Source organism: Arenibacter sp. 6A1 (genome assembly GCF_012272855.1).
Classification (GTDB): Bacteria; Bacteroidota; Bacteroidia; order Flavobacteriales; family Flavobacteriaceae; genus Arenibacter.
In genome coordinates this window covers 15,552-34,878 of sequence record NZ_JAAXCQ010000021.1, presented here as the reverse complement: position 1 = coordinate 34,878, position 19,327 = coordinate 15,552, and the positions used below count along the sequence as shown (strand labels likewise).

Genomic DNA, 19,327 nt, shown 5'->3' with positions numbered 1-19,327 from the left:
AATGGCAAAAGACAACAATTCAACTCCAAATAAGCCAAAATTCAACACTTGGTGGATTTATGGTTTAATAGCAATTTTATTAATTGGTTTTCAATTTTTTGGCAGCGGTAATTTCTCCAACACCAAAAAGGCTAGTATTTCCGAAGTTCAAGAATATCTTCGCAATGGGGACATTAGCAAAATCCAGGCGATTATAAACACCCATCAGGCCAAAATTTACCTAACGGAAGAAGCTTTGGCGAAAGATGTACACAAAGATGTTTCGGGCCAGCCATTTTCATTAAGTGCTACGGCATCGCCACAATATATTGTCAATTATGGTGATCAGGCGATTTTTGAACAAACTATCAACAAGATCAAGGAAGATAATGAGCTAACTGGAACCGTTGTGACTTTTGAGTCAGAATCTAATTTATTGACTGACTTTATTATCACCCTGTTGCCATTTGTACTTATTATTGGGATATGGTTATACCTTATGCGAAGAATGTCTGGTGGTGCCGGTGGTGGTGCAGGCGGACAGATCTTTAACATAGGGAAATCTAAAGCAAAACTATTTGACGAAAAGACAGATACCAGAACTTCTTTTAAGGATGTTGCGGGTCTGGAAGGGGCCAAGGAAGAAATCGAAGAAATCGTAGAGTTCCTTAAGAACCCAGATAAATATACCTCTTTAGGAGGAAAAATTCCTAAGGGAGCTTTATTGGTAGGCCCTCCGGGAACGGGAAAAACCTTATTGGCCAAGGCTGTTGCCGGTGAAGCAAAGGTTCCTTTCTTCTCTCTATCTGGTTCCGATTTTGTCGAGATGTTCGTAGGAGTTGGTGCTTCTAGGGTAAGAGACCTGTTTAAACAAGCAAAGGACAAATCTCCTGCTATAATCTTTATTGATGAGATTGATGCCATAGGTAGGGCAAGAGGGAAAAGCAATTTCACCGGGTCTAACGATGAAAGAGAAAATACCCTTAACCAGTTATTGACAGAAATGGATGGTTTTGGAACCAATACCAATGTTATTGTATTGGCGGCCACCAACCGTGCCGATGTATTGGACAAGGCTTTGATGAGAGCTGGTAGATTTGACAGACAGATCTATGTAGATTTACCAGACATCAGAGAGCGTAAAGAGATTTTCGAGGTCCATTTAAGACCTATTAAAACGGCAGAAACCCTAGATGTAGATTTCTTGGCAAAACAAACTCCGGGCTTCTCGGGTGCCGATATTGCCAATGTTTGTAACGAAGCAGCCTTAATTGCTGCCCGTAAGGAAAAGAAAGCCGTAAACAAACAAGATTTCTTGGACGCCGTAGACAGAATTGTTGGCGGATTAGAGAAAAAGAACAAAATAATAACGCCAAGAGAGAAAAAGACCATCGCCTACCACGAGGCAGGACATGCCACGGTAAGCTGGATGCTAGAGCACGCTGCTCCATTGGTTAAGGTTACTATTGTTCCTAGAGGACAATCCTTAGGAGCCGCTTGGTATTTACCGGAAGAGCGCTTAATTGTACGTCCAGATCAAATGAAGGACGAAATGTGTGCTACCTTAGGAGGTAGAGCTGCAGAGAAAGTGATTTTTGACGAAATTTCGACAGGAGCATTAAGCGATTTAGAAAAAGTGACCAAACAAGCAAGAGCTATGGTTACCATCTATGGTCTGAATGATGAAATTGGAAACTTAACGTATTACGATTCCTCAGGTCAGAACGAATATGGCTTCTCTAAACCGTATAGTGAGCAAACAGCACTGACTATTGACAAGGAAATCTCTAAGCTTATTGAAGAACAATATATCAGAGCCATAGAGTTATTATCGAACAATAAAGATAAACTTACAGAGTTAGCAGAGCGTTTGTTAGAAAAAGAAGTTATATTTAAGGACGATTTGGAAAAGATTTTCGGAAAACGACCCTTTGAGAAAGATCTATTGGAAGCTGAAGCAGCATTGGAGGAAAAATCCACCCAAGAGAAACTGCAATCGGAAACCGAATCGGAAACTGAATCAGAACCTGAAAAATAAACCAGTAATTTATTTGTTTTTAATGGTTTATGAGTACATAATAAGAACTCTTTTTAATTTTGAAGAAATTATATAATATACTTTTCGGGGGAGGAAAAAAGAAAGTTCCCAAAGAAACTGTGGAAACCAGAGGCATGCATATGCCCGCATTGGATATCCCGGTTGACGAAAAGTTCACTATGAATTTTAAACAAAACGGCGGAAAGTTCCTGTATTGCGACTCTATTGACGAAATTTACAGCACCTTGGACAAAATAATCATTGAGAACGAATGGCAAGACCAGACATTCTTCTCAATGGATCCAAGACTGATAGAGAAATTTTCTAGTCAGGACATTAATTTCACAGACAAGCCTAATAAAAGCGATGTTTTTTTCACCACCTGCGAGCATTTAATAGCTCAAAACGGTTCCATATTAGTTAGTGAAAACCAATTAAAGGAAAGAAAACTGCACGATTTACCTTCTAATTTAATTGTCTTTGCTACTACCAGCCAAATGATAGAAAATATTGGCGAAGGATTAAAGATTATAAAAAAGAAGTACAAGAATTCTATCCCTACAAATATTACGACTATTAAACATTTCCAGCCAACACCCGATAATTCAGATGATTTCTTAACTTACGGAAGTAGTTCTAAAAATCTTTATCTGTTACTTCTGGAAGACCTATAACATGAGAGAAATTTTAAGGCGCCTACTTACGGGTGCAGTATATGTATTTTTACTGCTTTCTGCTATATTCCTAAGTTCCGATGCATTCGACTTTTTATTTATGACCTTCGGACTTACTTGTTTGTACGAGTACAAACGGATGGTTAAATTAAGAGGCTACTATATTTTTGTAGCGTATTTGGCCCTATGGTGGGCCTATATCTACCTTGTTCAGGACAAAATCCTGATCAACCTTCTGATGTTGGCTACCATCAGTGTTAATTTTATACTACTGTACTATCTATTTTCTGGTAAGGACAAGTTATTTACCAACATCCAAAAATTTTTCATTGGCCTATTTTATATTGGCGGTGGCTGTATTTTCCTAACAATGATTCCTTACAAGGATAATGATTTCGCGCAGTTTTTAATCATGGGAGTGTTCATTCTTATCTGGATAAACGATACCTTTGCCTACTTGGTAGGAAAAAGCATAGGGAAACATAAATTGTTCCCCTCTATTTCCCCAAAGAAAACTATAGAAGGCACAATGGGAGGCTTTGTATTTGCGTTGATTGGCGCCTATTTTATGTCTAAGTACGAAACTAACATTTCTCTTATTCAATGGCTGATACTCGCTTCTATCATTGTACTAACAGGTAGTTTGGGCGATCTCATTGAATCTAAGTTCAAAAGGGCCGCAGGAGTAAAAGATAGCGGGGCTATTTTACCGGGACACGGTGGAATGCTCGATCGTTTGGATAGTTTGGTGTTTGCTGCACCATTTGCATATTTAACTTTAATTATTTTTACCCATGTTTCATAAAGAAGGCCAAAGAATTATTATCACTACCTTTTTGTTAGTGGCTGTTACTGTATTATTGGCAAACCAATTTATAACCATCCCATGGTTACAAATGAGCGTACAAATTTTAGCTTTAGTAATTTTAATTCTAATTCTACAATTTTTTAGAAACCCCACCCGCAAGCCCGCCAAGTCTTTTGATGATATCCTGGCTCCTGTAGATGGCAAGGTAGTAGTAATTGAAGAAGTTGAGGAAAACGAATATTTTAAAGACAAACGTATTCAGGTATCTATCTTTATGTCGCCTGTTAACGTACATGTCACAAGATATGCTGCCAGCGGACAGATAAAATTTTCCAAATACCATCCTGGAAAATACTTAGTAGCCTGGCACCCAAAAGCCAGCGAGGAAAACGAAAGAACAACAGTCGTTATTAACACCCCTAAATTTGGAGATGTCCTTTATCGCCAAATTGCAGGTGCCTTGGCGCGTCGTATTGTAAACTATGCCGAAGTAGGCGAAAGTGTTCAGCAAGGAGACGATGCCGGGTTCATTAAATTTGGTTCAAGAGTAGATTTGTTCTTACCTTTGGACGCTGCCATTACGGTTAAGTTAAACCAGAAGGTTATTGGCGCCAAAACTTGTATAGCAACTACTAGGATTAAAAAGGAAAATGAAGACTGATAAATTAGAAGAAGAATTTTTAGAAGCGGTCAATTTTGTCAATGGCTATACAGATCCTTTACCAGCAGACTTATTATTAAAATTGTACGCATATTTTAAAATTGCCAGTCGCAATTCTAGTCATCCAGGAAGCAAAACTCCCTTAATCAATGCTTTTAAGGCAAATGCCTTAATTCAGGCTAAAAACGTCAGTATTGAAGAAGCGATGGAAAAATACATTCTCCTGGTCAAAAAAGAAATTAAGAAGCAAGAGTAACACCACTCTTGCTTTTTTTATGTGCTGTTTATCATCCTCCAGCAGTTACATACTACCTCCCCTATTTCTATTTAGCTTATTAATTTGGGCGTTCCCTCCTTCGTCGGGCGGGCCCTTGGCTATATCCCTTGCGTTGCTGCGGGGATGCCGCCGCGGTCCCTAACGCTTTTACAATGGAAATGAAACAATTTTTCGATGCAACCATTAGAGAAGGAGCTCACTTTAATATTTGCACATGGTTATTGGTGATTATGGGGCCATTGTTATTAGCTGGATAACAAGATAACTGATTTGATGTACTACCCTGAATAGCGTTGACCTTTTTAAACATTGTTAATTGCAAACTGCTTATTGCAAACTGCTTATTGCAAATTAAAAAAAGCGTTAGCTATTGCAGCGGCATCCTTTTTTGGGAGGCCATAGGGCTCCTAAAAAAGATACAGCGAAAAGAGCGACCCGACAGGGGAACGCCCAAAGAGCAATAAACCAGGCCGTTCATTTTAAAATTATTACAAGCGCTACAAGACCATTGCTGCTCATTGCAGTTCCGAAGACAGCCCAGCACTTATAACACCACGCACCACTACCCTATACGACTATCCAAACTGCTATATTTTTCGAGATAGGTAAAATAAACGGCGCCTACCACGGTAAGCACCAAATAAGCCAACACCGCGAAAGCCCCGTAAGGCACAAGGGCATTTATCCCAAACCAATCGCCGGAAAATAGAATTAGCATAATACCTAGCGCGGCACGGAAGATCTCTAAGCCAACAGCATATTTTTCCCTATCCATGAGGGCGGAATAGCCATAAATACTTAAAAACAAGAATCCGCCATATAAAAGAAGGCGGTTAAAGCCTATTTCCGAGTAGTTAAAAAACATAAACATCATTAGCAACAGGACCACGGACAACTGAAAAACCGCATAACCCTTTAGGAGGTTAGAAGCCATGGGTTGATATTTGTTAAATCGGTATACGTCATTAATAATGGTCACCGGAAATTTCTCCTGAACATCTAGAGGCCTCCAACCAGTAGGCATAAACCATATTCTGCATTTGTCCCAAATCTTACGGGTACGCCAGGCATCTTGCAACAATAGCCAAAAATGTTGAAAATTTATCAGGAAAGGATTCCAAGTAGCCACTGGTTTTAACACCCCATATTGAGGAGGCACTTCCTTTAGTTCTTCCTGAAAAGTACCGAACATCCTATCCCATATACAGAGTATCTGCCCTAAATTCTTATCGATATATTCGGGATTTATAGCATGGTGTACCCTGTGTTGGGAAGGCGTCACCAGAACATACTCTACCCATCCCATCTTACCTATATGCTGGGTATGATACCAAAACTGTGCAAACAGATGTATTGGCGCCAACACCGCGATAACCACAGAAGGAACGCCAAGAACGGCAGCTGGAAGTAAGAAGAGGGAAAAGTACCCTATTAAATTAGATACCGGTTGCCGCAGCGCACAGGCCAGGTTAAATTCTTCACTACTATGGTGAATAACATGTTGGTTCCAGAATATATTCACCCTATGGCTTAAGCGATGGTTCCAATAGCCAGCAAAATCCAAGGTCAAAAATGCAATGCCCCAGACCAACCACGTAGCCTCTAAAGAAATGAGCGCTACATGCGATTCTAAGAAAGGATAGGAAATAACTATAACGGCCAGCCCAAGAGAATCCTTTATAATATTGGTTAAGCCGGCGCTAATACTAGAAACCGAATCCATGAGCCGGTGTTTCTGGTTCTTAACAAAAAAGCCATACCCTATTTCTATACTCAGTAAAAGCACAAAAAAAGGTATGGCATATAACAAGGCTTTTGCGTAGGCTTCCATAAATTAATGAGCTATTGTATCAAATTTAATAAAATAGCCTCAAAGAATCTAGCCCACGACTACCAATCTATTGGCATATAATCTTTTAGAAATTTCCCGCACCAATGTTTTCCGGTATTGATTCCGTCAATTAAAGGATCGAGTACCCTTGCCGCACCGTCGACAATATCCAAAGGCGGTTGAAAATCGTGAATTTCTACTTTTCTTTTAGACAATTCCGCAGGATCCTCATCGGTTACCCAACCGGTATCCACGGCGTTCATAAACACACCGTCCTTGGCAAAATCCAAGGCCGAAGTATGCGTCATCATATTCAGGGCCGCCTTGGCCATATTGGTATGCGGATGGCGGTCTTCCTTAAAGAACCTATGAAATTTACCTTCCATGGCCGATACGTTTATAATATGTTTTTTCCCGGTATTCTCCTGACGCATCAACTTAGACAACCTATTACAAAGCACAAAGGGAGCTATAGCATTCACCAATTGTACTTCTATCATTTCCGGAGTTTCTATTTCCCCTAATTTTAAGCGCCAACTATTGGTTTTCCTTAAATCTACCTGTTGCAGATCGGCATCCAATTGGCCTTCTGGAAACACCTCTTTTACCGATAACGAACTATCGAAACTATACGGTATCTGTGACAATTTTGCCGAAGCCCTAATACCAATCCCTGGTTCTGGCGCATGCCAAGTAACGGGCAAGGCATTGTTTTGTGGACTGGCCGTATCCTTTGTCAAGGCATTTAATTCATTCAGGCAAAAATTGTGATCTGCCAAAAGCTCCTTGGCAAAAGGAGGCAAGGTTTCATAGGGCATTTCTTCATTTTTCATCAAATGCTGAAAAAATCCTGCCGGTCTTCTTACGGTTTGTGCCGCGTTATTGATCAATATATCCAATCGGTCATACTGCTGTTCAATAAAATTACAGAAGATTTCTACGCTCGGAATATGCCTTAGATCGAGGCCATGGATTTTTAATCGATGTCCCCATTTGTGAAAATCTTCTTCTTTGGAAAAACGCAAGGCAGAATCTACCGGAAAGCGGGTAGTAGCTACCACCGTTGCCCCAGCACGCAATAATATTAAAGTGATATGATACCCTATTTTTAACCTAGAACCGGTTACTATGGCAACCTGTCCGGTAAGGTCGGCCGTTTGAAAGCGTTTGGCGTAGTTAAAATCGCCGCATTCGGGACACATGGTATCATAAAAATGATGCAGCTTCGTATAGACGGTCTTGCAGACATAGCAATTTCTTGGGGATTGCAATTCGCGCCCCTCCAATTGTTCCGGAGTTGGGGCCGTCAATAATTTAGGGGCCACAAAAACTGCTGCCTCCCTGGCACTCCTTATTCCGGTTTCTTTACGAGCGTGCTTGTCGCGCTCTATCATTTTTCTTTTGGCAGCTTTGGCAGCATCTTTTTTACGCTGCTTAAACTCGTGCCTGCTAGGTCTAGAGAGTTTCCCCGCAGCTGTTAGCAAAGCCACCCTTTTTTCTTCTGGAAGCTCTAAAACTTCATAGCCGGTATCTACCAATTTATTTAAAATGGAAATACAATGATCTATTTCTTCCGAGCTAATATTTTTTGACTGCTGTATCAGCTCATCTTTCAGGTCGTTACTACTCATATTCCTATGATTATCTGTAAATTTAAAACCCGGCAAAGGTACGTTTAATATTGCTTGGATTTACCAGTGTCTTTTAAAGCTCTCAGCAGAGCAACCAATAGCCTTGTAGGCATGGCTATATGGCCAAGTCCCTACATTAGCTCGGCAAGCGCCGATCTAAAATCAATGAAAAGGCCCCACCATGATATGGGCCCTATAGGTTCCTGGATCCATCAACCATGGCATTCCTGGGGCATGGGGTTTGGCAGGCAAGCCAGTAGACTCCGTTGTTGCAAAAGGAGTGTATATTACATATCTAAAATTGCCATTATTGAGGTGTCCGGTTGTTTTATCATAATCTTCCGATTTACCGTAATACACATACAACATACTGGGAACATCTGGCATTTTTAAGCTGCCCTGAGCCACTTCCTTTTCCCGAATCGCCTCCCTTTCTTCGGAAGATTTCCCCTGAAGGTTCAATTCGCGCCCACGGGCCATAAAGGGCTCTAATTTTTTGGAATAACACGCCACGTTTATACCATCCTTTTTTGGGTTGTCGGCAATACAAACCAAGTTATTGGTTCCTTTACGAAGTACCACCAAGGTTCCGGCGGCATTATAACCATACACCATAGCCCCATCCTTATCGGCATCAGGCGCTGGCAATACAGCGGTTTTTATTTGAATTTCTGCAGGAAGAATTTCCACTTTTACTTCTTGAGCCATAAGAGGCATCAGTACACAAAACAAGCAACCGAACAATAAAGCTTTCATAGATATCTGTTTTTCTTAAAGATAGAAAAACTAGCGGAATAAAGGGCATAAATAATTCTCGAACTAAGGCTAAAATTGTTCGGGATATCTTAATTTTAACGGTTAAATTTTAATCCACTAAGCCATGACGGTTCATGAATTTATTACCAAACTAAAAACGAATCCGGAAGAGATCGTTTTTGGCGACACTTTAGAAGTAATTGAGAAGTATTTTAATTTTAAACCTACCTCGTTTACCAATGGCACCTTAGTGAACGAAGCCGGCCAAAATTCTGGTTCTTGTAAGATATTTTCTTTTGGGGCGCATCATAAATTAAGCAAAGAGGAGACCTTGGCTTGTTTTGGTTCTTATTACAGAAATGATGTCTTAAAAAACCCAACGGGTACCGACCACCAGAATATCCGCAATTTTATGGCGACTGGTTGGGATGGCATTTCGTTTGAAAAAGAAGCCCTGAGCTCTAAATAACACATTATACCAAAGCTCCACTACAAGTACCTATTATTGGGGGATCAAAACGCTTCTCCCTTATAATTTGGCAAGTCCTACTAAAAGGTACTTGCAGTGTGCTGGGTTTTGATTAGGAAAGCTGTCAGTCCCTATTCCTCAATGGATGTGTCTGGCAATTCCAAGACCGAAGCAGTGGCCAGTTCTTTACCGGCAATACCCTTTATAGAACCAAAGAGGGCTGATATATTTTCCTGAACTACCCATATCTGCTTTTCCCGAGAAGCCCAAATTTTGTGCATCGCCTTTTTTTCAGAATTCAACTGGTTGATCATACCGTCGTAATTCTCTACAATTCTTTTAATATTTTGAACAAATTCATTGCTGGTCAAATAGGTATAAAGCAATTCCATTTTATCGCCTTTATTCTCGTCGGATGATTTTACCGACTGGGTTTTCACCAACATTTCCCGCAACACAAAGGAAACACTCTTTACTTCGTGGAAGCCACAGATCCACACGCCATTTTTCTCCCCAAAACGATCCATGCCGTTGGGAAAGGTTTCGGTAACAATTACCGCTATATCGGCCTTGCATGTTATTTGATCTTGCTTGAGCTTATCGATCCAATCGTTAGAGAAGTTTTTGGTCCTTTTACTTTCATATACGATGGTACCACAAGATTGCTGTAAGGCATTCACCACCGTTTGAATGCAATCGGCACCGCGCACCCCCTTAGCTACCTCATCGATCTCATCGAACGGATAGGTTGTACGCAATAGCTCTTCTAGGGCCAATTCCTGAATTTCTCCTTGCATTTGCATGGACCCTTGTTCGGCCTTTCGTTTCATTTCATCGATCAGTTTTTTCTGATCATCCAATTGTTTTTGGTATTCTTTTTCCTTTAAGGTCATAGACTCCCGTTCCTTGGCTCTAGCCTTCTCCTCTATCTCTTTTTGTCTTTCTAAAAGTTGTTTTTGCATGCTGAGCTGTAATTCCTCGGCCTGTTCTTTTAATTGATTTTCACGTTTTAGGAGATCTAACTCCTGCGTTTTCAGCAATCTATTTTCCGCTTTCTTCTTTTCATTTTCTTCCTGAAGCGCCTTCAGCTCGAGCTCAAAACTCTCCTTGGTCTGAAGTTGTATTTTTTCGGTTTCCTGACTGAGTCTTTGTGCTAGTTTTTCCTTGAACAATTCATTTTCCTTCTCCTTTTTACGCTGAAATTCCTCGATCTCCTTTTCTAGGGACAACCGTTCTGCATTAAATTTCTTTGCTTGTTCTGCTACTTTCTTCTCGAATTCGGCTTTAAAATGAGCCTCTAATTTCCCAGATAGGGCCTCTTCTACATCGAAGTTGTGACCGCAATTAGGACATTTTATTTTATCAATCATAGGGTAGTTTTTATTTCAGGATTACTAGATAAATATAAGCCTAGTTGCTTTTAAAATTCGCAACTAGGCTTAAAAATTTGTTAGTCCCCTTAACAATAGTTCTTCATTCGGGGCCTCGGTTTTTATATAAAGGAAGGAAGCCTGCTTCAATGTACTTTTCAGCGACTTCCTTTTATAGGCTATGCTTGCTCTAAACTTGCCAAACTCTTTTCCAAAGTTTCTATTTTAGCCAAGGCATCGGCTTCTTTCTGACGTTCTATGGTGATGACCTGCTCTGGGGCATTACTCACAAAACGCTCGTTAGACAGCTTCTTTTGTACGGACATTAAAAAGCCTTTGGTATATTTTAATTCCTCTTTTATCTTTTCTATTTCGGCCTCTACATCAATAGCTCCGACCATAGGAATAAAATACTCATTAGATTTTGCCCTAAAAGACAGGGCGCCATCTACTGCTTCGGAAACATAGGTAATTTCAGAAACATTGGTCAATTTTGCGATCACCACATCCCATCGATTAGTTAAGTCTCCCTCGTTTAACACAGAAAGTTCTAGCGACTCTTTCATTGGGATATTCTTTTCCTTTCTAATGGTTCTGATCCCTGAAATAACCTCTGCTGAATGCTCAAATTCGGCTATAAGCTGTTCGTTAACCGCTTCTGGGGCTGGCCATTTTGCCACTACCAATGCCTCTTCAGGGCTACGCTCAGCTATATGTTGCCATACCTCTTCCGTTAAGAAAGGCATAAACGGGTGCAATAGTTTTAAATTACCTTCAAAGATTTCAATAACGGCATCAAAAGTAGTCTTATCTATAGGCTGCTGATAAGCTGGTTTAATAATTTCTAACAACCAAGAACTATAATCGTCCCAGACCAATTTGTAGATCGCCATAAGAGCATCAGAAATTCTGTACTTACTAAAGTGATCTTCAATTTCAACCAAGGTCTTATTAAACTTTGCTTGGTACCATTCTATCCCTAGTTTCGAAGCTTCAGGTTGCGGTAGGTCGGCTACTTCCCATCCTTTTAGGAGTCGGAAACCGTTCCATATTTTATTGGCAAAATTCTTCCCTTGTTGACAAAGGGCTTCATCGAACATTAGATCGTTTCCTGCTGCGGAGCTCAATAGTAGTCCCACACGCACCCCATCGGCACCATAATCTTCAATTAATTTTAAGGCATCCGGAGAATTCCCTAGGGATTTAGACATTTTTCTCCTTTGCTTATCGCGCACCAATCCGGTTAGGTAAACATTTTCAAAAGGTTTTTCATCGCGATATTCATAGCCAGAAACAATCATCCTAGCCACCCAGAAAAACAAAATATCGGGTCCTGTCACCAAATCATTGGTAGGATAATAATATTCTATTTCTTTGTTATTGGGCTCCATGATACCGTTAAATACACTTATTGGCCATAACCAAGAGGAAAACCAGGTATCCAAGGCATCTTCATCTTGTCGTAATTCATCTGCGGCCAAAGTCGGATTTCCAGATTTCTTTCTGGCCAGCTCCAAGGCTTCTTCTTTGGATGCTGCCACCACGAAATCTTCTTGACCATCGCCAAAATAATAGGCAGGTATTTGTTGCCCCCACCACAATTGGCGCGAAATGTTCCAATCACGGATATTTTCCATCCAGTGACGGTAGGTATTTTCGAACTTCTTAGGAAACAACTTTACATCTCCATCTTCCAAAACAGCTTTAATGGCAGGTTTTGCCAATTCTTCCATTTTTAAGAACCACTGATCGGACAGTCTTGGCTCAATGACGGCCTTAGTTCTTTCCGAAGTCCCTACTTTATTAAGGTGTTGTTCTGTTTTTACTAAAAAGCCTTTTTCTTCCAGTTCCTTACTGATAGCCTTACGAACCACAAAACGGTCCTGTCCTTCGTAATGCAGACCAAAACTATTTAGGGTTGCATCGTCGTTAAAGATATCAACAGTCTCTAATTGATGTTTATCTCCTAGGGCTTTATCGTTTATATCATGCGCGGGGGTTACTTTTAAACAACCGGTTCCGAACTCAACATCTACATATTCGTCCTCGATAATCGGAATAACCCTGTTACAAATAGGAACAATAGCCTTTTTGCCTCGTAAATGGGCATATCTTTCATCATTTGGGTTTATACATATAGCAGTATCCCCCAAAATGGTTTCAGGCCTGGTGGTTGCGATGGTTACCGTCTCATCAGAGCCTTCTATTTTATACGACAGATAATAAAGCAACCCTTGTCTTTCTTCATAGATCACCTCTTCGTCTGACAAGGTCGTTTTGGCTTCTGGATCCCAGTTTACCATTCGGTACCCTCTATATATCTGGCCTTTATTAAACAAATCGACAAAAACTTTTATCACGGAAGCCGACATATTGTCATCCATGGTAAAGGTTGTTCTATCCCAATCGCAAGAACAGCCAAGTTTTTTTAATTGTTCCAAAATAACGCCACCGTATTCATGGGTCCAATCCCAAGCATGTCCTAGAAACTCTTCCCTAGAAATATCTGCTTTATTAATTCCCTGTTCTTTAAGTTTTGCTACAACCTTGGCTTCAGTGGCTATAGAAGCATGGTCGGTACCGGGTACCCAGCAGGCATTTTTACCCATCAAACGCGCCCTACGGATTAAAACATCCTGTATGGTATTGTTCAGCATATGTCCCATATGAAGGACTCCAGTAACATTTGGAGGCGGAATTACGATGGTATAAGGCTCCCTTTCATCTGGGGTAGAATGAAAATAATTATGCTTGATCCAATAGTCATACCATTGGGACTCAACTTTTTGAGGTTCGTATTTTGAAGGAATTTCCATTGTTTGGAACAGTTTTTGTTTACCCTAACAGGGCGATTACTAAAATGATTGCAATATAAAAGTTAAACTCGAGGTAATCCGTATGGTTTTTGTCCAATTAGAAATACGAAACAAAAATAAGTAACGTTATAACATAACAAAAGGATTTTGAGGGTTCATTAAAAACATTTACTTTTGAAATTCACCCAAAACTAAAAATAATGAAGAAAATAGTACTAGTTTTATTTATTGGGCTATTAGGATTTGGCCTTACCGCCCAAGAAAATGGCGCTAAAATTAAATTTAAGACTGAAACCGTTGATTACGGTGAGATTGCTAAAGGAAGTGATGGTGTTCGGGTGTTTGAATTTACAAATACAGGAAACGCTCCTTTAATCATAAGTAAAGTAAGTTCTAGCTGCGGATGTACCATCCCTAAAAAACCCGAAGCTCCAATATTACCTGGCAAAAAAGGTGAGATTCAAGTGAAATACGATACTAACAGGGTAGGCCCTATCAGAAAAGCCATTACGGTTATTTCTAATGCGGATACACCAACAATTGTATTAAAAATAAAAGGAGACATTAAGGAGCCTAGCGGCAAATAATCCAAAACCTATTTTAAAAGCCCGTTTTTACTGCTATCATAACAGTTAAAACGGGCTTTTTTTTATTTAAACATATCCTTTAAAACAAAACTAAAGAGCATGTCTTTATTGTACCGCTCTATAAGCACCTTAACCCGTTTCCCTTGCTTATCATTGAGCATTTTTATAATTTCCTGAAGCTTGTAATCATAGATCTTTTTACCATTGACCGAAAGGATAATATCTCCTTCCTTCAGCCCTGCTTCTTGGGCAGGACTACCGGCCCTTATCCCAGAAACAACAATTTCGGGCACCAAACTAAGTCTGGTTTTACCTTCGAACAATATCTGCACATCCCCAAAAGACTCTTCATCGTTTATAACCACCCCTCTGCCATCGGTTATACTTTCCGAAATATAGCGAACACCGTTATGTTGTATATCCAACCCACTTAAGTTAAAATGGAAGGGATCTTTAAAATAGCCGTTCTTTTTTAGGGATATTTGCTGATTGTGATAATCGAATACTACTGAAAACCTTTTTAAAATTTCACCTCCCAAACTGCCATCCCTATCGCCCATGGCTCCAAGGATACTATAATATTCCATATCAGGAAAAGCCGCTTTGGCATCCTTGAAGTGAAATGTCCCCAAAGAAACTCCTTCGATCTTAGTTCTTTTTCCGAAGACTTTTCCACTTAACCCTTGCCCCAAAAAGTCTTCATAACTGTTTTCGGGCAGGCCTATACCTTTAGTGTTATTTTCGAAAAGCCAAACAGCATCGCTACTCCCAGTATCTATCAATAATTTAACAGGAATAGGTTTGTTGTCTTTCAGAAAAACCGTACCCTGTATATATGCCTTATTATTTTCTACCACCAAGGGCAGAGTTTCGCTTTTAGTTTTTTTGGGAGGGGTATAGTTTTCCGGATCATATAGTTTGATTGTTTGTGATCCATAATTAATTTTAACCACAAAATCCCGAAAAAGATCATACCCTATAATCCCGTGAATAGCCATTCCTAGTTTAGGCGAGAAATTAATATCCTTATCCATCACTATATACAGCAATTGATCATAATTAACACTCTTGCCTATTTTAAACACATTATTAGAAGACTTTAGGGCACTAATAGGTTCTCCATCTCCAAGCCCCCTAATGGTCACTTCGGTTACATTATTAATCTGAACAGAATCTTTATCGGATATATTAAAAAGAATAGGTTTATACACACCGGAATCAAGAATAAACGAGAGCTTTGCCCCATTCACTTCCACGGGAAGGACAATGAGGTTATTTACTAATTTGAATTTAACCTTCTGATATCTTTCTCCACGGGGCAACTTATATTCTTGTGCTGGCAGTAGTATGGGAAGACACCATATAAGGTAAATTAAATACCTTAAAATATTCATGAGTGCTTTATTTTTACCAACTGATTATCTTAAATTTACGAACTAATTTTTGCGAAAGCACGAACATTAACATTAAATACGACATCAAAAAGGGAGGTTATATTGGATAGTCCATGTCGATTTCCCATTTTTGCTAAAAATTCCAACCCATATGCCTACAATATCACGTAAAGGGCTATTAATGCCTGAATCCCCCATTAGAAAATTAGTTCCTTTTGCTGAAGAAGCTAAAAAAAGAGGAATTAAGGTTATTCACCTTAACATTGGACAGCCCGACATTAAAACTCCGCAAATAGCCCTAGATGCAATTAAGAATTGCGACATGGATATTTTATCCTATAGCCGCACAGAAGGTTCTGACACCTATAGGGAAAAGATAGCGCAATATTACGCCAAGAACGATATTCATGTATCGGCACAAGATATTATCGTTACCACAGGTGGTTCCGAAGCTTTGTCTTTTACCATGGGTACAATAGCCGATGCGGAAGACGAGATTATTATTCCGGAACCTTTTTATGCCAACTACAATGGTTTTGCCACAGCCGCAGGCATTAAGGTAGTACCGGTAGTATCGCATATAGAAACCAATTTCGCCCTCCCTCCCATTGAGGAATTTGAAAAATTAATTACGCCAAATACCAAGGCTATCCTTATATGTAACCCAGGGAACCCTACTGGCTACCTTTACAGTAGGGAAGAGATAAAAAAGCTGGCCAAGATCGTAAAAAAGCACAATTTGTTTTTAATAGCCGACGAGGTATACAGAGAGTTCACCTATGACGGGAAGGAACACTATTCTATCTTACAGGAAGAGGGTCTTGAGGAGAATGCTATTATTGTAGATAGTGTATCGAAAAGATATAGCATGTGCGGAGCGCGAATAGGTTATTTGGTTTCCAGAAACAAGGAGTTCATTAAAACGGCCCTAAAATTTGCACAGGCCAGACTATCGCCACCTACTTACGCCCAAATTGCCAGTGAAGCGGCTTTGGATACTCCACAACAGTATTTTGATGACGTAAAGCAGGAATATGTGGCCCGCAGAAATGTCTTGATCTCCGAACTCAAGAAGATAGAAGGTATTAAAGTAGCAGCGCCACAAGGGGCCTTTTATTGTATTGCTGAACTTCCCATAGACAATTCGGACACTTTTGCCCAATGGTTACTAGAAGATTTCAATGTAGATGGAGAAACCGTAATGGTTGCCCCGGCAGCCGGATTTTACGCTACGGAAGGATTGGGAACCAAACAAATACGCATTGCCTATGTATTGGAAAAACAAGAACTCATACGGGCCGTTTCTATTTTAAAAGAAGCGCTTAAAGTCTATAAGTCTTAATGATGGTTCAAAAAGACTTTTCCTTAAAAGAGTACAATACATTTGGAATCGATGTCAAAACTAAGTGCTTCCTTGAGGTATCCTCTATGGAAGCACTCTTACAAGCCCTGGAATTATATCGGCATGACGATATTTTTATCCTAGGTGGAGGCAGCAACATATTAATTACCAAAGATATAAATGCCGTGGTATTGTATATCAATATTAAAGGCATTTCGGTTATCTCTGAAGATGACGACCACGTTATCCTAAAAGTTAATGCTGGGGAAAACTGGCACGAGATGGTACTTTGGACATTAGAACAGAATTATGGCGGCTTGGAAAATCTGTCCCTGATACCTGGCAATACCGGAACTGCGCCCATACAGAACATCGGGGCCTATGGGGTAGAACTAAAAGATTCCTTTATAAGTTGTGAAGCTTTAGAAATAGACACCTTAAAATTGAGTACCTTTGATAGGGAAGCTTGCCAATTTGGGTATCGCGATTCTTATTTTAAAAACGAAGGCAAAGGAAAGTTCGTGATTACCTCCGTATGCTTTAAACTCACCAAAAGAAACCATAAAAAAAACGTTGCTTATGGTGCTATAGAATCCGAGCTTCAACAACAAAATATTGACAATCCTAGTATTAAGGATATATCGAATGCGGTAGTAGCGATAAGAAAAAGCAAGTTACCGGACCCTAAAGAACTGGGCAACAGCGGAAGTTTCTTTAAAAATCCGATAATTAACAAACAAGAATTTGATAAATTTACTATAAATTGGCCCGAGGCGCCTTTTTATAAAGTATCGGAAAACGAATACAAGATTCCGGCTGGCTGGCTAATAGAGCAGTGTGGATTTAAGGGAAAACGATTTGGCGATGCGGGAATTCATAAAAACCAAGCCTTGGTTTTAGTCAATTATGGCAATGCTAGCGGAGCCGAAATAATAGCTTTGGCCAACACCATTATGACAGCCGTTTTACAAAGGTTTAATATACGTATCAACCCGGAAGTTAATATAATAAAATAGCCCCTGCACTTTATCATCCAGGGGCTATACCAAACCAATCTAACCAAAAAATTAATACACAGTTACCAGCTGTAGATTAATTAAATGAACCTATGATGCTAAGCTTGGTCTATAAGCAAAGCACACTTTTATATACGGTATAATTACCGTATTGGATGATTGGATTTAAACTTTTGGTAAAACCACCCTAGGTATGAGCATATTACTTGAAAACCATATTGCCGAACTTCTCAAAGAACGCAATGAAAAAGCCATTTCGTTACTGTATGAACACTATGGTGACGCCTTGTACGGGGTGGCTTTCAAAGTAGTACGCAATGAGGATTTAGCCCAAGATATTTTGCAGGAAAGTTTTGTGAAAATTTGGAAAAAATCTGACTCCTACGACCCCACCAAGGCTAAACTTTTTACTTGGCTCTTTAGAATAACCCGTAACACTGCCATAGATAAACTTAGAAGTGCCAACACTAAATCTGAAAAGGAGATCCAAATGGATATTTCCGACGTATATAGTCTTGGAAGTGAAGGCATAAAACCCGATTTAATCGACGTTCAAGAAAATTTGGAAAAAATTGACCCTAAGTACCAAATAGTATTAGACGCTTTATTTTTTCAAGGAATGACCCAACAAGAAGCTAGCGAAGAGTTAAACATACCCTTGGGCACTATAAAATCTAGATTGAAAATTGGATTAAGGGAATTAAGAAAAATATATGGCGCTTCGGTCGCCTTAGTGTTTCTTGTACGTTTGCTAACACAATAAAACAACACTGCTCTGTCAGGTTGCGGGAAGGTTCCCGTAGGTTACAGGGCTTATTTATCTAATAAGGCAAGAATAAAATAGTAATGAAAGAAAAAATCCGAATATTTTTGGACACAGACCTTCTAGAGAAGTATCTTCTTGGCAACACTACCCAAGAAGAGTCCATGCAAGTAGAACGATACATTGCAATGCACCCTGAGGTTCGGGAAACCTACGATGAACTTCAGGAAAACCTAGAAATGTTCGCCAAACTTCATGCCATATCTCCCCCAGAAGGATTGAAGGAAAGAATTCTTAACAGGGTAAAATCCGACAATGTTAGGCGAACAAAATTCTATCAATATGCCGTAGCAGCCAGTTTTTCTGCTTTGGTATTTGCCGGTGCTTCCTATTTCTTTTGGAACCAAAATCAAAGTCTACAAGAAGAAAACCATATCGTAAACAACAAGATTCAAACCTTAGAGGAAAACATGAGGTTACAGTTGGAAGAGGTAAGGAATCAGTTTATTGTCCTCAACAACCCTAAGACCAAACGCCTTAAGGTTAATGGCAATGAAAAAGCGAAAGAACTAAAGGCTGTAGCGTATGTTAACCCGGTTAAAAAACTATCCTATATCAACCTTAGTAAATTGCCTAATTTACCAGACAACAAATGCTATCAAATGTGGGCAGAAGTCAATGGGCAAATGATTAATTTGGGAATCGTTCAAGAAGCAAATGACAGCGAGAAGCTTATGCCCCTCCCCTATGGCGAAAACGCTATCGGATACATTACCATTGAGCCTACTGGCGGTAATTCTACCCCTACCACAGAAAATATAGTAGCTAATATTGACTACTAATTTCTATATACTTAAAGAATTCCCAAACCTTTTTGGAAGGTTATAATTTTCATATCTTTGCACAAACAATTGC

General features: G+C 39.7%; 17 protein-coding genes. 11 read left to right on the top strand and 6 right to left on the bottom strand.

All coding sequences use genetic code 11. The annotated features are described in order from the left end of the window. The first annotated feature begins 1 nt into the window (after position 1). Genes ftsH through HCG49_RS15940 form a run of 5 tightly spaced genes read left to right on the top strand, consistent with a single transcriptional unit; the run spans position 2 to position 4,416 of the window. A complete protein-coding gene (gene ftsH, locus HCG49_RS15960) occupies positions 2–2,017 on the top strand; it encodes an ATP-dependent zinc metalloprotease FtsH (RefSeq protein ID WP_168470530.1) in 2,016 nt (671 codons plus the stop codon). A 59-nt stretch (positions 2,018–2,076) separates the two neighbouring features. After that, positions 2,077–2,691, top strand: a complete 615-nt coding sequence (locus HCG49_RS15955) for an LUD domain-containing protein (protein WP_240938722.1) — start codon at positions 2,077–2,079, stop codon at positions 2,689–2,691. Between the two features lies 1 nt (position 2,692). Beyond that, positions 2,693–3,496 (top strand): phosphatidate cytidylyltransferase, encoded by an 804-nt coding sequence (locus tag HCG49_RS15950; protein ID WP_168470529.1) that lies wholly within the window; start codon positions 2,693–2,695, stop codon positions 3,494–3,496. Continuing rightward, a complete protein-coding gene (locus tag HCG49_RS15945; protein WP_168470528.1) occupies positions 3,486–4,160 on the top strand; it encodes a phosphatidylserine decarboxylase family protein in 675 nt (224 codons plus the stop codon). Before HCG49_RS15950 ends, HCG49_RS15945 begins: the two co-directional genes overlap by 11 nt. Further along, positions 4,150–4,416 carry an acyl-CoA-binding protein gene (locus HCG49_RS15940; protein ID WP_168470527.1) on the top strand — a complete coding sequence of 89 codons (267 nt, stop codon included), beginning with the start codon at positions 4,150–4,152 and terminating at the stop codon, positions 4,414–4,416. Before HCG49_RS15945 ends, HCG49_RS15940 begins: the two co-directional genes overlap by 11 nt. A gap of 583 nt (positions 4,417–4,999) precedes the next feature. On the opposite strand, the gene HCG49_RS15935 is transcribed toward HCG49_RS15940, so the two are convergent. From HCG49_RS15935 to HCG49_RS15925, 3 genes are all read right to left on the bottom strand, one after another. Then, entirely contained in the window at positions 5,000–6,268 is a 1,269-nt protein-coding gene (locus HCG49_RS15935) for a sterol desaturase family protein (RefSeq protein WP_168470526.1), read from the bottom strand. Between the two features lie 59 nt (positions 6,269–6,327). Beyond that, the gene (locus HCG49_RS15930; RefSeq protein ID WP_168470525.1) at positions 6,328–7,899 is read right to left on the bottom strand and encodes an SDR family NAD(P)-dependent oxidoreductase; all 1,572 of its coding nucleotides are present in this window, start codon (positions 7,897–7,899) and stop codon (positions 6,328–6,330) included. A gap of 162 nt (positions 7,900–8,061) precedes the next feature. Next, positions 8,062–8,655 (bottom strand): hypothetical protein, encoded by a 594-nt coding sequence (locus HCG49_RS15925; protein ID WP_168470524.1) that lies wholly within the window; start codon positions 8,653–8,655, stop codon positions 8,062–8,064. 124 nt (positions 8,656–8,779) lie between these two features. Between HCG49_RS15925 and HCG49_RS15920 the strand changes: the two genes are divergently transcribed. Then, complete coding sequence (locus HCG49_RS15920; protein ID WP_168470523.1) at positions 8,780–9,124, top strand: HopJ type III effector protein; 345 nt, start codon at positions 8,780–8,782, stop codon at positions 9,122–9,124. Positions 9,125–9,255: 131 nt separating this feature from the next. Here the strand turns inward: HCG49_RS15920 and HCG49_RS15915 are convergent, their stop codons facing one another. Next, a complete protein-coding gene (locus tag HCG49_RS15915) occupies positions 9,256–10,494 on the bottom strand; it encodes a DUF2130 domain-containing protein (RefSeq protein ID WP_168470522.1) in 1,239 nt (412 codons plus the stop codon). A 179-nt stretch (positions 10,495–10,673) separates the two neighbouring features. Beyond that, the gene (locus tag HCG49_RS15910) at positions 10,674–13,310 is read right to left on the bottom strand and encodes a valine--tRNA ligase (RefSeq protein WP_168470521.1); all 2,637 of its coding nucleotides are present in this window, start codon (positions 13,308–13,310) and stop codon (positions 10,674–10,676) included. Between the two features lie 200 nt (positions 13,311–13,510). Between HCG49_RS15910 and HCG49_RS15905 the strand changes: the two genes are divergently transcribed. Continuing rightward, positions 13,511–13,897 carry a DUF1573 domain-containing protein gene (locus HCG49_RS15905; protein WP_168470520.1) on the top strand — a complete coding sequence of 129 codons (387 nt, stop codon included), beginning with the start codon at positions 13,511–13,513 and terminating at the stop codon, positions 13,895–13,897. A 62-nt stretch (positions 13,898–13,959) separates the two neighbouring features. Here HCG49_RS15905 and HCG49_RS15900 read toward each other — a convergent pair whose 3' ends face one another. After that, complete coding sequence (locus tag HCG49_RS15900) at positions 13,960–15,291, bottom strand: aspartyl protease family protein (protein ID WP_168470519.1); 1,332 nt, start codon at positions 15,289–15,291, stop codon at positions 13,960–13,962. 151 nt (positions 15,292–15,442) lie between these two features. Between HCG49_RS15900 and HCG49_RS15895 the strand changes: the two genes are divergently transcribed. The 4 genes from HCG49_RS15895 to HCG49_RS15880 all read left to right on the top strand — a co-directional run bounded on the left by HCG49_RS15895 (position 15,443) and on the right by HCG49_RS15880 (position 19,254). Continuing rightward, positions 15,443–16,633 carry a pyridoxal phosphate-dependent aminotransferase gene (locus HCG49_RS15895; protein ID WP_168470518.1) on the top strand — a complete coding sequence of 397 codons (1,191 nt, stop codon included), beginning with the start codon at positions 15,443–15,445 and terminating at the stop codon, positions 16,631–16,633. Next, positions 16,633–17,649, top strand: a complete 1,017-nt coding sequence (murB, locus tag HCG49_RS15890) for a UDP-N-acetylmuramate dehydrogenase (RefSeq protein WP_168470517.1) — start codon at positions 16,633–16,635, stop codon at positions 17,647–17,649. Before HCG49_RS15895 ends, murB begins: the two co-directional genes overlap by 1 nt. 193 nt (positions 17,650–17,842) lie before the next feature. After that, positions 17,843–18,412: an RNA polymerase sigma factor gene (locus HCG49_RS15885; RefSeq protein ID WP_168470516.1), complete on the top strand. Its 570-nt coding sequence runs from the start codon at positions 17,843–17,845 to the stop codon at positions 18,410–18,412. 83 nt (positions 18,413–18,495) lie between these two features. Next, the gene (locus HCG49_RS15880; RefSeq protein ID WP_168470515.1) at positions 18,496–19,254 is read left to right on the top strand and encodes an anti-sigma factor domain-containing protein; all 759 of its coding nucleotides are present in this window, start codon (positions 18,496–18,498) and stop codon (positions 19,252–19,254) included. Positions 19,255–19,327 lie beyond the last annotated feature (73 nt).

What these genes read in the sequence shown, in the direction of transcription:
- HCG49_RS15950 (WP_168470529.1), top strand. Translation starts at nt 2,693, where the DNA reads ATGAGAGAAATTTTAAGGCGCCTACTTACGGGTGCAGTATATGTATTT.
- HCG49_RS15920 (WP_168470523.1), top strand. Translation starts at nt 8,780, where the DNA reads ATGACGGTTCATGAATTTATTACCAAACTAAAAACGAATCCGGAAGAG.
- HCG49_RS15910 (WP_168470521.1), bottom strand. Translation starts at nt 13,310, where the DNA reads ATGGAAATTCCTTCAAAATACGAACCTCAAAAAGTTGAGTCCCAATGG.
- HCG49_RS15930 (WP_168470525.1), bottom strand. Translation starts at nt 7,899, where the DNA reads ATGAGTAGTAACGACCTGAAAGATGAGCTGATACAGCAGTCAAAAAAT.
- HCG49_RS15925 (WP_168470524.1), bottom strand. Translation starts at nt 8,655, where the DNA reads ATGAAAGCTTTATTGTTCGGTTGCTTGTTTTGTGTACTGATGCCTCTT.
- HCG49_RS15945 (WP_168470528.1), top strand. Translation starts at nt 3,486, where the DNA reads ATGTTTCATAAAGAAGGCCAAAGAATTATTATCACTACCTTTTTGTTA.
- HCG49_RS15935 (WP_168470526.1), bottom strand. Translation starts at nt 6,268, where the DNA reads ATGGAAGCCTACGCAAAAGCCTTGTTATATGCCATACCTTTTTTTGTG.
- HCG49_RS15905 (WP_168470520.1), top strand. Translation starts at nt 13,511, where the DNA reads ATGAAGAAAATAGTACTAGTTTTATTTATTGGGCTATTAGGATTTGGC.
- HCG49_RS15940 (WP_168470527.1), top strand. Translation starts at nt 4,150, where the DNA reads ATGAAGACTGATAAATTAGAAGAAGAATTTTTAGAAGCGGTCAATTTT.
- HCG49_RS15895 (WP_168470518.1), top strand. Translation starts at nt 15,443, where the DNA reads ATGCCTACAATATCACGTAAAGGGCTATTAATGCCTGAATCCCCCATT.
- HCG49_RS15900 (WP_168470519.1), bottom strand. Translation starts at nt 15,291, where the DNA reads ATGAATATTTTAAGGTATTTAATTTACCTTATATGGTGTCTTCCCATA.
- HCG49_RS15885 (WP_168470516.1), top strand. Translation starts at nt 17,843, where the DNA reads ATGAGCATATTACTTGAAAACCATATTGCCGAACTTCTCAAAGAACGC.
- HCG49_RS15915 (WP_168470522.1), bottom strand. Translation starts at nt 10,494, where the DNA reads ATGATTGATAAAATAAAATGTCCTAATTGCGGTCACAACTTCGATGTA.
- ftsH (WP_168470530.1), top strand. Translation starts at nt 2, where the DNA reads ATGGCAAAAGACAACAATTCAACTCCAAATAAGCCAAAATTCAACACT.
- murB (WP_168470517.1), top strand. Translation starts at nt 16,633, where the DNA reads ATGATGGTTCAAAAAGACTTTTCCTTAAAAGAGTACAATACATTTGGA.
- HCG49_RS15880 (WP_168470515.1), top strand. Translation starts at nt 18,496, where the DNA reads ATGAAAGAAAAAATCCGAATATTTTTGGACACAGACCTTCTAGAGAAG.